11 protein-coding genes are annotated in these 14,868 nt (G+C 63.7%); 5 read left to right on the top strand and 6 right to left on the bottom strand.

Features of this window, described 5'->3' with window-relative positions; all coding sequences use genetic code 11:
- Positions 1-91: 91 nt before the first annotated feature.
- Positions 92-952, bottom strand: a complete 861-nt coding sequence (gene motA, locus CHB97_RS25200; protein ID WP_089290789.1) for a flagellar motor stator protein MotA — start codon at positions 950-952, stop codon at positions 92-94.
- Positions 953-1,215: 263 nt separating this feature from the next.
- On the opposite strand from motA, the gene CHB97_RS25195 reads away from it, so the two are divergent.
- The 3 genes from CHB97_RS25195 to CHB97_RS25185 all read left to right on the top strand — a co-directional run bounded on the left by CHB97_RS25195 (position 1,216) and on the right by CHB97_RS25185 (position 4,314).
- Positions 1,216-2,190, top strand: a complete 975-nt coding sequence (locus tag CHB97_RS25195; RefSeq protein WP_160106256.1) for an alpha/beta hydrolase — start codon at positions 1,216-1,218, stop codon at positions 2,188-2,190.
- 368 nt (positions 2,191-2,558) lie between these two features.
- Positions 2,559-3,185, top strand: a complete 627-nt coding sequence (locus tag CHB97_RS25190; protein WP_089290787.1) for a DUF2087 domain-containing protein — start codon at positions 2,559-2,561, stop codon at positions 3,183-3,185.
- A gap of 184 nt (positions 3,186-3,369) precedes the next feature.
- Positions 3,370-4,314: a GNAT family N-acetyltransferase gene (locus CHB97_RS25185; RefSeq protein ID WP_089290786.1), complete on the top strand. Its 945-nt coding sequence runs from the start codon at positions 3,370-3,372 to the stop codon at positions 4,312-4,314.
- Positions 4,315-4,436: 122 nt separating this feature from the next.
- Here the strand turns inward: CHB97_RS25185 and eat are convergent, their stop codons facing one another.
- Positions 4,437-5,807, bottom strand: a complete 1,371-nt coding sequence (gene eat, locus CHB97_RS25180) for an ethanolamine permease (protein ID WP_089290785.1) — start codon at positions 5,805-5,807, stop codon at positions 4,437-4,439.
- 366 nt (positions 5,808-6,173) lie between these two features.
- Between eat and CHB97_RS25175 the strand changes: the two genes are divergently transcribed.
- The gene (locus CHB97_RS25175; protein WP_160106254.1) at positions 6,174-7,397 is read left to right on the top strand and encodes an MFS transporter; all 1,224 of its coding nucleotides are present in this window, start codon (positions 6,174-6,176) and stop codon (positions 7,395-7,397) included.
- 74 nt (positions 7,398-7,471) lie between these two features.
- Here CHB97_RS25175 and eutC read toward each other — a convergent pair whose 3' ends face one another.
- Positions 7,472-8,248: an ethanolamine ammonia-lyase subunit EutC gene (gene eutC, locus CHB97_RS25170; RefSeq protein WP_089290783.1), complete on the bottom strand. Its 777-nt coding sequence runs from the start codon at positions 8,246-8,248 to the stop codon at positions 7,472-7,474.
- Positions 8,245-9,651 carry an ethanolamine ammonia-lyase subunit EutB gene (locus CHB97_RS25165; protein ID WP_089290782.1) on the bottom strand — a complete coding sequence of 469 codons (1,407 nt, stop codon included), beginning with the start codon at positions 9,649-9,651 and terminating at the stop codon, positions 8,245-8,247. Before CHB97_RS25165 ends, eutC begins: the two co-directional genes overlap by 4 nt.
- Positions 9,652-9,925: 274 nt before the next feature.
- On the opposite strand from CHB97_RS25165, the gene clpB reads away from it, so the two are divergent.
- On the top strand, positions 9,926-12,568 hold the full coding sequence (gene clpB / locus CHB97_RS25160) for an ATP-dependent chaperone ClpB (RefSeq protein WP_089290781.1): 2,643 nt from the start codon (positions 9,926-9,928) through the stop codon (positions 12,566-12,568).
- Between the two features lie 109 nt (positions 12,569-12,677).
- Here the strand turns inward: clpB and CHB97_RS25155 are convergent, their stop codons facing one another.
- A complete protein-coding gene (locus CHB97_RS25155) occupies positions 12,678-14,081 on the bottom strand; it encodes a M23 family metallopeptidase (protein WP_244559706.1) in 1,404 nt (467 codons plus the stop codon).
- A 424-nt stretch (positions 14,082-14,505) separates the two neighbouring features.
- The coding region (locus tag CHB97_RS26725; RefSeq protein WP_211098337.1) for a hypothetical protein at positions 14,506-14,868 on the bottom strand (363 nt) is incomplete at its 5' end.

The raw sequence follows: 14,868 nt of genomic DNA, 5'->3' as shown, positions 1-14,868 counted from the left end.
ACAAACCAAACGCCTCATCCGACGCCTCACTGAACTCGGATACAACGTCACCCTCTCCTACGCCAACCCAAACCCCTGAGGCAGTTTCTTTCTAGGTGATCTGGGAAAGGATTTCCTCAAGCTCGTTAAAGTCCGGCATATATTCGGTGGGTACTTTCTTGCGCGCCGCCTCAATGGAAACCTGGGGGGCGTAACCGCCCAGATGGGCGACAATGGCGGTTTTGATGACGCCGTAGAACTGGCTTTCCTCGTCGGCGATACCCTTCAGCCGGCCGGCGATGGGGGCGGCCAGACAATAGGCCAGGAAGATGCCCATGAAGGTACCGACCAGCGCGCCGCCGATCAGCTTGCCCAGCACTTCCGGCGGCTCGGTGATCGAGCCCATGGTCTTGATGATGCCCAGCACGGCGGCCACGATACCCAGCGCCGGCAGCGCGTCGGCCAGACCCTGGATGGCGTGGGAGGAGTGCTGGTCCTCATGCTTCATCTTGTCGATTTCCTGCTCCATCAAGCTCTCCATCTCCATGGGATTATCCACCCCGATGGAAAACATGCGCAGGTAATCGGCAATGAATTTAACGGTCGTTTCACTCTTCATCACGGCCGGATAGGCGTTGAAGATATTACTCTCCATCGGCTTTTCGATATGCTGTTCGATGGCCAGCACACCCTTACTCTTCATCGTCTTCAGGATTTGATAGAGCAGGGAAAGAAGCTCGATATATTCTTTCTTATGAAAACGCGATCCGCCGAAGATCTTCTTAATATCCTTGCCCGAGGCCTTGACCGTATGGGCATTGTTGGTGATCAGGAAGGAGGAGACGCCGGAGCCGCCGATGATCATCACCTCCTTCGGCATGGCTTCGATGATGATGCCCATCTTGCCGCCGAAGATGACATAGCCACCAAAGACGCAGAAGAACACGCCGACCAGGCCGATAATGGCGAACATACAGTGCCCCGGTAGTAGAGGGATGGCATCCCGAAGAAAACCCGCCAGAGGGTAAACCAAAGGGGGGCCAAAACCAACCGGCCATCGGGTCAGGTCGCAGGGGCATATCGTCCACCTGACGGGCATGGCGGCGGCGCCGGCAGGGCGCGGCAGGTTGGTTGGGGAATGATGTTGCGAACCGGTGCAAAGCCCGCTCGCCTGACCGGCCGCCTTTCCGTTCCCTCAACCCTCCGTCAAAGGTCTGCCCCATGCGGAAAAATCTTATGCCCCTGGCTCTCGCGCTTGGTCTGGCCCTGCCCAATGCTGCCCTGGCCGGTCCGCCCGTAACGGCGGCGGTGGGTGCTGGCTGGGGCATGGCCGACACGCTGCCCAAGGTGCGCGTCTCCTATCCCGGCGGGGTGGTGGCGATACCGGACATCACCTATGCCGTGCTGCCCGGCTACCGCCCGCTGACGCTGGATATCTATATGAAGGCGGGCGCCAGCAAGCGGCCGTTGCTGGTCTATATCCATGGCGGCGGCTGGGCCATGGGCACGTCGCGCCAGCTGGCGGCCTTTGCCGATTTTCCGGCGGTGCTGGCCGATATGGCGGCGCGCGGCTATGCCGTGGCGGCGGTGAATTACCGGTTGAAGGCGGAAGCGACCTATCCGGCCCAGGCGCAGGATGTCGATAGCGCCCTCCGCTGGCTGCGCGCCCATGCGGCCGATTACGGCATCGACCCTACCCGCGTCGGCGTGTTCGGCGACTCGGCGGGCGGGCATCTGGCGGCCATGGCGGCGGTGGATTGTGACCGGTCGGTGCCGCTGGAAAAGGGTGATTGCGTGCAGGCTTCCGTGCCCTGGTACGGCATCTATGATTTCACCGTCACCGACCGGCCCCGCCCGCCCGAGGATTTCAAACCGATCCATGATTTCCTGGGTTGCAAGGATGCTGCCAGCTGCACCGAACAGATCAAGGCGGTCGGCCCGATCAATTATGTCGATGCCAAAGACCCGCCGATGCTGTTGCTGCATGGGCAGGTGGATGCGGCGGTGCCGGTGATCCAGGCCCGGGTGATGCTGGAGAGGCTGCGCGCTGCCGGCGTGTCGGCCCGGCTGGTGGAATATCCCGGCGCCAACCATGGCTGGATGTCCGCCACGCCGGAGGCCACCCGCGACACCCATCTGAAGGCCCTGCAGGCGACACTGGATTTCTTTGACGCGGTGTTGGGGAACGCAGCAACGCCCGAAGGACACTGACATATCACGCCCGATGGTCCGTATAGGAGAGGGCGGGAGGGGCATGAGGGGATGGCCGGCACAGGCCGGCCGTGCGGGAGTTTGGTCTTCTTAAGAGCCCGGTTCAGCATCCCGTTCTTGCCCGGCGCGCGGCGGATTGTTATTGTATCCGCCGGTCGGCAGTTCACCCAGGCGTCGCCATCCCTGTTGTCAACAGGGGCGCTAAACCTGCCATCGGCGTTTTTCAACCGATTTTTCCCAACGACTCCCGACACCGATCCTGATGGATCGCCCGTGTGCGCGCGTCGGCAAGGTGGCGACCACCGGCTTTCCAGCCCCCAGCGGGCGGAAATCATGCGGCACGGGTGATATCTGTTGAGGATGTTGTCATGTCGAAGAACGCGGTTCCGTTCCAGGTGGCGGATATTTCTACCCTGGCCCGCTCACTCAAACAGCAATTGTCTGATCAGCCCGGCCCCTTTAGCCATGTCAGCCTGCTGAACATGCTGGCGCGCGGGGCGGGCTATCGCAATTTCCAGCATTTCCGCGCCCAGATGACGGCGCATGACAAGCTGGAAAACCCCGCCCCACCGGCCCCGGTGGTGGAGGTGGATTATGCCCGCGTCCGCCGCATCGCCCGGCATTTCGATGCACAGGGGCTGCTGGTCCGCTGGCCGCCGAAATTCAACGAACAGCAGGTGGTGCTGTGGGTGCTGTGGTCCCGCATCCCGGCACGGCAGAGCTTTACCGAACGGCAGATCAGTGACTTGCTGCGCGCCGAACATCATTTCGGCGATCCCGCGCTGTTGCGACGGGAAATGGTGGAACAGGATCTTATGTCCCGCACGCTGGATTGCCGGGATTACCGGCGGCTGGAACGCCAGCCGCCGCCGGACGCGCTGGCCCTGATGCGCTTTCTGTCCAAGCGGGAGGGGGCAGAAGCCTATTCCAGCACCAGGCAGAACAGCGACAGGCAAGGCCCGAACCCGGCGCGTGCGGAAAGGTACAGCACATAATCCAGCCCCAGGCAGAGGGCCAGAAACGGCAGGGCGACAAAGCCCAGCAGACAGGCCCAGCCCCGCGCCGTCAACCGGCGGCGCGGCAGGGGGGGCAGGTCCGTTTCTGATGATGGCTTGTCTGTCATGGCGGCGCAGGATAAGCCTGAAGCCATCTCCCAGCAATGGCAGGTCGACAGGCGCCGTGACAGACCCGGAAGATCAGGCGGATTTTGTGTTGGAAGAAGGGGTGGGGGAGCGGGAATGGTCCGCCCTGCTGGCCCGCACATCCCGCCCGCCCCTGGAACAGAGCTTCGCCTTCGGGGCGTCGATGGCGGCCTTCGGGCGGGTGCCACGCCGTTTTCTGCTGCGGCGGAAGGGGGAGCCGGTGGCGCTGGCCCAGGTGATCGAACAAAGGCTGGGGCCGCTGCGGCTTTGCCATCTGCTGCGGGGGCCGCTGCCATTGCAGGGCGGCGACCCGTCGGCGCTGGGCCGGGCGCTGGCGCTGCTGCGCCGCCGCTATCGCCCGCTGACCGGGCGTATTCCCCTGTTCACCCCGGAACTGCCGGCGGGACCGACAGCCGATGCCCTGTGTCGGGCGGCGGGCATGGGCCGGGTGGTCACCGGCTACAGCACCAGTTGGGTGGATCTGACTGTGTCGGATATTGAAGCCGGCCTGGGCGGCAGCTTCCGCAAAAGCCTGAAAAAGGCGCGGGCGGAGAAACTCTCCATCGCCTTCAGCCATGGCGGGGCTGATCTGGACTGGATCATCCGCCACCATGATGCCCATCGCCGCCGGCGCGGGCTGATGGCCCCACCAGCCCGGCAGGCCGCAGCCCTGGTGGCGGCGCAGGTGCGGCCGCGCGATGTGCTGGCCTGTGTGGCCCGGCGCGGTTCCGCCATCCTGGCTGGCGCCCTGTTCATCCGCCATGCCCATGCCGCCACCTATTATCTGGGGGCGGGGACGGAGGAGGCGCGCACCGCCTGTGCCCAGCATCTGCTATTGCGGGAGGCGATGGGACGGCTGGCGGCCGATGGGGTGCGCTGGCTGGATCTGGGCGGGCTGAACAGCGATGGCATGAAGGGGGTGGCCCGCTTCAAGCTGGGTCTGGGTGGCGAGCTGGTGACGCTGGCAGGCACATATCTGTAACCGTCCTCATTCCCTCAACCGCTATCCCGCCTGCCCGGTTCCGATCTGGGCCCCACCCTGGCCGGCCCTGGGGATCGTAACCCCAAGGCCGGCAGCAGAATGGCGCGCAATGGAGGGCCGGGTCAGATATCCGTATCCCCGCGCGCCAGCAGCCCTTCCGCCGGGGCCACATCCAGGCTGGGGGGAATGGCGATGTCCAGTTCCGCCCGGTTCTTCGCCGTCAGCAGGAAATAGCCATAGGCGGGCGCGAACATCAGGGCGAAGATCAGGGCGGTGCCGGGGTTGAACCAGGTCATCACCACCAGGAAAAACACCGACAGCACCAGGGCAATGGCCGGGAAGGCAGGGTAGAGCGGCGCCTTGAACGGCCGTTCCATCGCCGGTTCCGTGGCGCGCAGCTTGAACAGGGCGGCCATGGAGATGATGTACAGCACCAGCGCCCCGAAGGCCGCCATGGTGATCAGCTCCGCCGTCTTGCCGGAGATCAGCGCGATGATGCCCACGACGGCGCCAGCGATCAGCGCCCAATGCGGCGTGCCGAATTTGGGATGGATGGTGGCCAGCACCTGGGGCAGATAGCCGGCCCGCGCCAGGGCGAAAATCTGCCGGGAATAGCCCAGGATGATGCCATGGAAGCTGGCAATGATGCCGAACAGGCCGATGGAGACCAGCATATGGGTCCAGCCGCTGTCCTTGCCCACCACGGTGGCCATGGCTTCGGGCAGCGGATAATCCACGCCGGAGAAATTGCGCCAGTCGCCCACGCCACCGGTCAGCACCATCACACCGATGGCCAGCACCACCAGGGTCAGGATGCCGGTGATATAGGCGATGGGGATGCTCTTCTTCGGCTCCTTGGCCTCTTCCGCCGCCATGGCCACCCCTTCGATGGCCAGATAGAACCAGATGGCAAACGGAATGGCGGCCAGGATGCCGGCAATGCCGAATTCCTCATTGTTGGCGACGAAGTTGGTGACACTGAAACCCGGTGCCACCACACCCATGAAGACCATCAATTCCACCACCGCCAGCACGGTGACGATCAGTTCGAACAGGGCCGCCTGTTTCACGCCGACGATATTCAGGCCGACAAAGACCACATAGGCGGCGATCCCCACCGCCAATACCGAAATATCGGGAAACATGAAATGCACATAGGCGCCCAAGGCAGCGGCAATGGCCGGCGGGGCGAAGACGAATTCCACCAGCGTGGCATAGCCTGCCACCAGCCCGCCGAACGGCCCGAAGGCCCGCCGGCTATAGGCAAACGGCCCACCCGCCTGCGGGATGGCCGTGGTCAGTTCGGTGAAGGAGAAGATGAAGGTGGCGTACATCAGCGTGACCAGCAATGTGGCCCAGAGGAAACCGATGGTGCCGGCCTCCTTCCACCCGTAATTCCAGCCGAAATATTCGCCGGAAATCACCAGACCCACCGCAATCCCCCAGAGATGCAGTGCCCCCAGTTCCTTTTTTAACCCCGTTGCGCTGCCCATGCTACCCCCTGTCCGTTGCATGTTCCGCCGCCGCCCTGCTTCCCGGTGGCCGGTCCGTCCGGGGGCTGCGCAATGGATTGCAGTGCAGCAATATCCGGGCCAGGGCGGGAAATGGCAGATCAGCGTACAACAGCTGCGCGACAGTTTATCCTGCTGCCCAGTAATTGGGCGCCCCGCCCTTTCATTGGCGGGTAAACGGGCACATGATGGAAAGTCTGGCATAAAAACGGCTGCGGGATGGACGCGCGCATAAACTACTTATACAAGAACCGGAAAAATCGGGTGCGGACCCATCAAGCACCTGAAGTCGGACATGGGAGTTTCCCCCTGAAACTGCTCGCGCATGAAAGACGCATCGCCTGGCTGATGACGGCGGTGCAATTTGTCAGCGTCATTTCCTTCATGGTGGTGATGCCGCTGGGGCCGGATTTCGCGCCGGCCCTGGGGATCGATCCGGCGCGGGTCGGCTGGGTGCTGGCCGCCTATACCGGGGCCTCGGCCATTTCCGGCTTGCTGGCAGCCATGGTGTTGGACCGGTTCGACCGGCGGCCGGCCATTGGCATTGCCATGGTGGGGCTGCTGCTGTGCAATCTGGCGGCGGCCTTTTCGGTCGATCTCTGGTCATTGCTGGCGGCCCGCGCCCTGGCGGGGCTGTTTGGCGGGCCGGCCGGTGCCCTGTCGGTGGCCATCGTCGCCGATAATGTGCCGCCGGAACGGCGCGGCAAGGCGGTGGGCATGGTGATGGGGGCGCTTTCCATCTCCAGCGTGCTGGGCATCCCGGCGGCACTGGAACTGTCGCATCTGTTCGGCTGGCGGGTGCCCTTCCTGGTGGTGGCGGGGATGGGGCTGGCGATCATCACCGCCGTGCTGTTCATCATGCCGCCCCAGCGGGCGCATCTGACGGGGGCGCCGGTGCGGCTGGCCGATGCGCCGCTGCGCCTGCTGCGCATCGGCACCGGCACGCTGCCCTGGCTGGCCTTTGCGCTGGCCTTTGTCTCCATCGTGCCGGGCTTCATGCTGATCACCAATCTGGCGATCTTCGCCCAATATAATCTGGGCTTCCCGCGTGAGCATCTGGGCCTGCTCTATATGGTGGGCGGGGTGGTCAGCTTCTTCGGGATGCGCGCCACCGGCGCGCTGGTGGATCGCAAAGGCTCCGCCCCGGTCACGCTGGTGACGGCGCTGGCGCTGGGCGGGCTGATCTTCCTGATCTATTATGACTGGTTCTGGTTGTCGCTGCCGCTGCTGCTGCTGGTGCCGTGTTTCATGCTGTTCAACACGGCGCGGATGGTGGCGCAAAGTACCGCTGTTTCCAAGGTGCCGGCCCCGGCCGACCGGGCCGGTTTCATGGCGCTGGTGCAATCGGTCACCCAGGTGGCCGGCGGGGCGGCGGCGCTGACCGCATCCGCCCTGCTGGAAACCGCCCCGGATGGGCGGCTGCTGCATATGGATCGGGTGGCGTTGCTGGCACTTTGCATCAATTTCCTGGGCGCGCCGCTGATCTGGGCGTTGGAGCGCCGGCTGCCGAAAGGGGCCGAACCCAGCCACCGCGTCCGCGCCGCCGCCGTTAAGGGCGCCCCGCCGGGTTGAGGCTTGATTCAAGGTTAACGGGGGTTTGGCGACTCGGGAAGGGGTTTGCGGCGTCGCCTTTATTGAATCTAGTCTCAATCATGCGCCAGTTCCGGCGGCCGATCCTCCTTCAAGCCGATACCGGTCAGTTTCAGCCGCCGCGCCTCGCTCATCAAAAAACCGATCGTGTCGGCGGCCACCGGCAGCGGCAGCCCGTCGGGCCGGATGTTGGAGACGCAGTTGCGTTCGGCATCGCGCGTCACCCCCGGTTTGGGCTGAAAGGTCAGATAGGCGCCGATACTGTCGGCCGCCGTCAGGCCCGGCCGTTCCCCGATCAGCATCAGCACCATCCTGGCATTCAGGGCGGCGGCCACATCATCCCCCAGCGCCACGCGCGCCTGCCGGGCAATCACCACAGGGGCCAGATTCCAGCCCGCCAGCCGTTCCATCATCACCCGCAGCAGGGCGGCACCATGATCATGCAGGGCGCGGGCGGACAGGCCATCGGCCAGCACGATCACTGCATCATAGCCATCATGGCTGCCCTTGGACGGGCAGTTCATCGCCGTCAGGGCCTGCTTGTCCGCCTCATCCAGTTTCCGCCCCAGATCGGGCCGTTGCAGATAGGTGGCGCGGTCACGCGCCTGGCTGCGCACGATCACATGGGCCAGACTGTCCAGCTGTTCGGCCAGACCTTCCGCATCAAAGGCTTGATGCACGGCATCGCGGGCCAGCGCATGGGCGGCCTGGAATTCCAGCAGCCGGTCGGTGGGCAGCCCGTCACCCGTGCGCCCCAGCGCGATGCGGGCGGGGGTGAAGCGGCGCAGATTGGCCCAGGGGTCGAAGGCGCTGTCGAAGGTGCCGTTGCTCATGCTGCTTCCCCCGTCTTAGGCGTGCTGCTGGCCAGCAGCCGCCCGGCCCCGGTCCCCTCCAGTGCCGGGCGCATCCGGCCCCGGCTGTCCATCACGCCCATTGTCGCCAGCCATGCCTCAAATTCCGGGGCCGGCTTCAGGCCCAGGGTGGAGCGGACATAGAGCGCATCATGGAAAGACGTGCTCTGATAGGACAGCATGATGTCATCCGCCCCCGGCACGCCCATGACAAAGGAACAGCCGGCGACCCCCAGCAGGGTCAGCAGGTTGTCCATATCATCCTGATCGGCCTCCGCATGGTTGGTGTAACAGACATCCACCCCCATCGGCAGGCCCAGCAGCTTGGCCGTGCAATGATCCTCCAGCCCGGCGCGGATGATCTGTTTGCCGTCATACAGATATTCCGGCCCGATGAAGCCCACCACCGTATTGACCAGCAGTGGGCGGAAGGCGCGCGCCACCGCGTAGGCGCGTACCTCCATCGTCTGCTGGTCCAGCCCGTGATGCGCCTCGGCGGAAAGGGCGCTGCCCTGGCCGGTTTCGAAATACATGACGTTATCGCCAATGGTGCCGCGCTTCAGGGCCAAGGCCGCCTCATGCGCCTCCTTCAGGATGGCCAGATTGACGCCGAAGGAACGGTTCGCCGCCTCCGACCCGGCGATGGACTGGAACACCAGATCGGCCGGGCCGCCACGTTCCATCACCTGGATCAGCGTCGTCACATGCGCCAGCACGCAGGATTGCAGCGGCACATCCCAGCGACGGCGCAGGTCGTCGATCATCGACAGCAGTTCGGTGGTGCGGCCCACACTGTCGGTGGCGGGGTTGATGCCGATCACCGCATCGCCGCAGCCATACATCAACCCATCCAATATGGAGGCGGCAATGGCGGCGGGATCGTCGGTGGGGTGGTTCGGCTGCAGCCGCACCGACAGCCGACCCGGCAGGCCGATGCTGGTGCGAAAGCGCGTGACCACCCGGCATTTGCGCGCCACGGCGATCAGATCCTGATTGCGCATCAGTTTGGACGTGGCGGCCACCATTTCCGGCGTCAGGCCGGGGGCGAGTGCGGCCAGTGCCGGCCCATCCGCCGCATCCGACAGCAGCCAGTCGCGGAACTGCCCCACCGTCATATGGGCGACGGGCGCGAAGGCGGCACCATCATGGCTGTCCATGATCAGCCGTGTCACCTCATCCGCCTCATAGGGCACCAGATCGGTGGTGAGGAAGGTGCGCAGCGGCAGGTCAGCCAGCGCCAGCCGGGCGGCCACCCGTTCCGCATCGCTGCCAGCGGCCACACCGGCCAGCCGGTCGCCCGACCGGGCCGGGCTGGCGCGGGCCAGCAGGCTGCCCAGATCATCAAAACGATAAAGCGTCTGGCCCAATGTTGCGCTGAAACCCATGGGTCCGCCCTCTTTTGCCGTGGCCCTGGCCGTCCATCCCAAGCCTATCCTGGTCCGGCCATCCGGCAAAGCACTGCAAAAGCCGTACCTTCTTTACCGAAAGTGAAAAACCATGCATTTCTGCGCGCCCTGGCGTCGGGTGGGTCTTGCGGTGGCCACCCGATCTGCCCACATTCAAGGCGATCCCTCCCGGATCGCACATTGACGTGGATCATCGCCAACATCGGGCCCAGCGGGGACGATGCGGCAGCAATGGGGAGCATGAGTGCCTATCATGGACTTCAAGAATTATACTGAACGCGCCCAGGGCTTCATCCAGGCAGCCCAGAATATGGCGCTGCGCGACGGTAACCAGCAACTGACACCGGAGCATCTGTTGAAGGTGCTGCTGGATGACAGTGAAGGGCTGGCCGCCAACCTGATCCGCAATAGCGGCGGTGACCCGGCCAAGGCGCTTTCCGCCGTGGAGGCGGAGTTGCGCAAGCTGCCCAAGGTGGAGGGTGGCGGTGGCGCCCAGGTCTATCTGACCCGCGAACTGGCCCGCGTGTTCGAAACCGCCAATGAGGCGGCGAAGAAGGCCGGCGACAGTTTCGTCACCGCTGAGCGGGTGTTGCTGGCGCTCGCCCTGAGCACGGGCACGCCGTCGGCCAAGATCCTGGCCGATGCCGGTGCCCCGCCGCAAAAGCTGAACGAGGCCATCAACGCCCTGCGCAAGGGTCGTACGGCGGATACCGCGTCCGCCGAACAGGGCTATGACGCGCTGAAGAAATATGCCCGTGACCTGACCCAGGCCGCGCGTGACGGTAAGCTGGACCCGGTGATCGGCCGGGATGAGGAAATCCGCCGCACCATCCAGGTGCTGGCCCGGCGCACCAAGAACAATCCCGTGCTGATCGGTGAACCCGGCGTGGGCAAGACCGCCATTGTTGAGGGGCTGGCGCTGCGCATCGTCAATGGCGATGTGCCGGAGGGGCTGAAATCCAAAAAACTGCTCTCGCTTGACCTGGGCAGCCTGGTGGCCGGCGCCAAGTTCCGGGGTGAGTTTGAGGAACGGTTGAAGGCCGTGCTGTCGGAGATTCAGGCGGCTGCGGGCGAAATCATCGTTTTCATCGATGAGCTGCACACGCTGGTCGGTGCCGGCAAGGCCGATGGCGCCATGGATGCGTCGAACATGCTGAAGCCCGCGCTGGCGCGCGGTGAGTTGCATTGCGTCGGCGCCACGACGCTGGATGAATACCGTAAATATATTGAGAAGGATGCCGCCCTGGCCCGCCGTTTCCAGCCCGTTTTCGTGCCGGAACCGACGGTGGAGGACACCATCTCCATCCTGCGCGGCCTGAAGGAGAAGTATGAGCTGCACCATGGCGTACGCATCACCGACAGCGCCATCGTGTCGGCCGCCACCTTGTCCAACCGCTATATCACCGACCGTTTCCTGCCCGACAAGGCCATCGACCTGATCGACGAGGCGGCCTCGCGCCTGCGCATGATCGTGGACAGCAAGCCGGAAGCCATTGACGAGCTGGACCGCCGCATCATCCAGCTGAAGATCGAGCGGGAGGCGTTGAAGCGCGAAACCGATCAGGCCTCCAAGGACCGGCTGGAAAAGCTGGAGGTGGAACTGGCCGATCTGGAGCAGCGTTCCGGCGAACTGACGGCGCAGTGGCAGGCGGAGAAGGAAACGCTCACCTCCGCTCAGAAGCTGAAGGAGGATCTGGACCGGGCGCGGGCGGAACTGGAACAGGCACAGCGGGCTGGTGACTGGGCCAAGGCCGGCCAGATCACCTATGGCATCATTCCGGAACTGGAAAAGAAACTGGTGACCGCGCAGGAGGCCAGCCAGCACCGGATGCTGAACGAGGCCGTGCGCGACCAGGATATTGCCGCCGTGGTCAGCCGCTGGACCGGCATTCCCGTTGACAAGATGCTGACGGGGGAACGGGAAAAGCTTTTGAAGATGGAAGAAAAGCTGCGCAGCCGGGTGATCGGTCAGGAGGAGGCGGTGATCGCCGTCTCCAACGCCGTCCGCCGGGCCCGCGCCGGCTTGCAGGATCCCAACCGCCCCATCGGCAGTTTCCTCTTCCTCGGCCCCACGGGCGTCGGCAAGACGGAACTGACCAAGGCCTTGGCGGAATTCCTGTTCGATGACGAGACGGCGATGGTCCGGCTCGACATGTCCGAATATATGGAAAAGCACGCCGTTTCCCGCATGATCGGGGCGCCCCCGGGCTATGTGGGTTATGATGAGGGTGGGGCCTTGACGGAGGCGGTGCGCCGCCGGCCCTACCAGGTGGTTTTGTTCGATGAGGTGGAAAAGGCCCATCCGGACGTGTTCAACGTGCTTTTGCAGGTGCTGGATGATGGCCGCCTGACCGATGGCCAGGGCCGCACCGTGGATTTCCGCAATACGCTGATCATCATGACCTCCAATCTGGGGTCGGAATTCCTGGCCAACCTGCCCGATGGGGAGGATAGCAACCAGGCCCGCACCCAGGTGATGGAGGTGGTGCGCGCCTCCTTCCGGCCGGAATTCCTCAACCGGCTGGATGAGGTGCTGATGTTCCACCGGCTGTCGCGTCACAATATGACCGGCATTGTCGATATCCAGTTGGGCCGGTTGAAGAAAATGCTGGCCGACCGCGACCTGCATCTGGAGCTGACGCCGGCTGCCCTGCAATGGCTGGCCGACAAGGGCTATGATCCGGTCTATGGCGCGCGGCCGCTGAAGCGGGTGATCCAGCGGGAATTGCAGAACCCGCTGGCCACCAAGCTGCTGGAAGGCAGCATTCTGGATGGCGAAAACATCGCCATTGATGCGGTGGCCGATGGGCTGACCATCAATGGTCAGGCGGTCCATGGCGCCGTGCCGCCGCCGGAAGACTCGGCCTGGGGGGCCAGCCGTCCCGTGCTGCATTGATCCTGTGATGGGGGAGGGGGCAACCCTCCCCCGGTCTCTTATCTCCGGAAAAGCAAAAGGCCCTGGCCGGATCGCTCCAGCCAGGGCCTTTCGTTGCAACCGCTCTAAATCAGCAGCCGTGTTTCTTGTCACACCCCTTGGCCTTGGGCTTCACCGCTGCCGAGGCGGGGGCGGAAACCATGGCGATGCCGTCAGGCTGGGTCAGCCCCTGCTCGAACTGGGTGTCGATGCTGGCGACCAGACCCTTGAAGCGGTTCAGCTCCTTGCCGTCCAGGTTGCGGCCGGTGGGCATATCCACCGACAGCGGGTTCACCTGCTGGCCATTCTTCACCAGCTCATAATGCAGGTGCGCACCGGTGGAACGGCCGGTGGTGCCGACATAACCGATCACCTCACCCTGGGCTACCCGCGCACCCCGGCGCATCCCATTGCCGAATCGGGACATATGGGCATAGGCCGTGGCGATTTCCTTGTTATGGCGGATGCGGATGTAATTGCCATAGCTGCCCTTGGGCCCCACTTCCTCCACCGTGCCGCCACCGGCGGCATAGATCGGGGTACCGGTCGGGGCAGCGAAATCGATGCCCTTATGCATCTTGGTGAAGCCCAGCACCGGATGCTTGCGCATTCCAAAGCCGGAAGACAGCCGGGCCCCGTCGATCGGGGTGCGCAACAGCGCCTTGCGGACCGATTCGCCCTTGCCATTGAAATATTCGACGATTCCTTCGCCATCCTCATAGCGATAGATGGCGCGCTTCTTCCCCGACAGGGTCAGGGCAGCATAGATGATCTCGCCGGCCCCGTTGGCCACGTCACCATCTTCCGTCACCAACTGTTCGTACAGAACCTCAAACCCATCGCCGGGCTGGATGTCGCGCTGGAAGTCGACATCGTAAGAATAATTGCGAATCAGATTGGTCAGCACATTCATCGGCACGCCGGCCTTCCGGCCAGACTCGAACAGCGATGAATCGATATTGGCGCGCACCGCGATGGCGCGGCGCTGCAGCTTCTTGGCGGTTTCTGCCGCCTGATACCGAACCCCGTCGAAATTCACCGCGACGGAGCGTTCAACAGCCGGCTGGAAGGCGAAACCGATGAACTTGCCGTCCCCTTCGGTCCGGTCGAACAGCACCTCGATCGGCTGACCCGTTTTCATCCGGCGCGGGTCATAAACGGCCCGCAGGGCGGTAATGGCTTCATGGGCATTGGGCTGGGGCACATCGGCATCCAGCAGCACCTGCATCAGCGTCTCGCCCCTGCCCAGATTGACCATGCGGCGTTCCACCGGATCGGCAGCCTGCTCACTATCCCCCCAGCCATCATCCAGAACGGCCAGACCCTGGCTTGAATCAATACTCAATGCGGCCGTATCCACCAGCGGTGCCGCCGGTGCCCCAGCCGTATCGGCGGCAACAGGATGCGGATCGGAGGAAGTGTTGAGGTAAGTGGCGATGCCCCCACCACCCACGGCGACCAATGCAATGGCCGCGACTGCCAGACGCCTCAGCACGGATGAACCTCCATCCTTATGCCCCTTCCTGGTGTCACCCGTTTCCGGGTTCAATTCATGTCGCACGAGCCGGTGCAGCCGTGCCTCGCTAACCTCCTGCACGTGGCCGGATAATCACTGTCAACGGGAACGTTGCGCACCACTTTTGTGGTAACTGCATTGGTCCCGTGCTTCCGGCTTCTGGGTGCGGGCTCGATAATCCCCATCCAACGCCTTGAATGCGAGCAAAAAGAACGCGTTTACAGCAAAAAAAATGCTGGCTTTCATAATCTCGCCATGATCGGGGAAGCCGCTGGGATTATGGGGCCTTAGGGAGCCGCTCACGCGCGAGCGCACGCGTTATCAATATTCACCATTGACCCTGCCGATATTGGGTGGTTGAGAAAATCACCACCGGCCAAAAAAACCTGTTGCATCGGTTTTATCATACGCCTATACAGCGCATCCCACGACGACGGGCCGGTTGGTTTGTCAAGTTGTGGGGCGGGGTGGTGGTGGTTTTGGCCAGTATCACCGACGGTTCTTTGAAGGTTTCGGCCTTCGGACAAGTGGAATGATCTATCGTACTGTTGGGCATTGTGTCTGCTGGACTTGGTTCTGGTGGATTGATTGCTTGATGGTCCGTTGACCGGGTTGGTTCTGTGCTTTTTGTGGTGCTTCGGCGCTGCGGAGAAAAAAGTTCAGGGCGGTTGAAAAAACGGTTGACGGGTTGGTTGGAGGTGTTTAGAAAGCGCTCCACCAACGACGGCGGCGCCGCTGCCGACGATGGATTTGCAGTCTCTGGCGG

The sequence above is a fragment of the Azospirillum sp. RU38E genome (genome assembly GCF_900188385.1).
Taxonomy (GTDB): domain Bacteria; phylum Pseudomonadota; class Alphaproteobacteria; order Azospirillales; family Azospirillaceae; genus Niveispirillum.
Note: the sequence above shows the minus strand (reverse complement) of the source record. Positions and strands in the feature narration are given on the sequence as shown.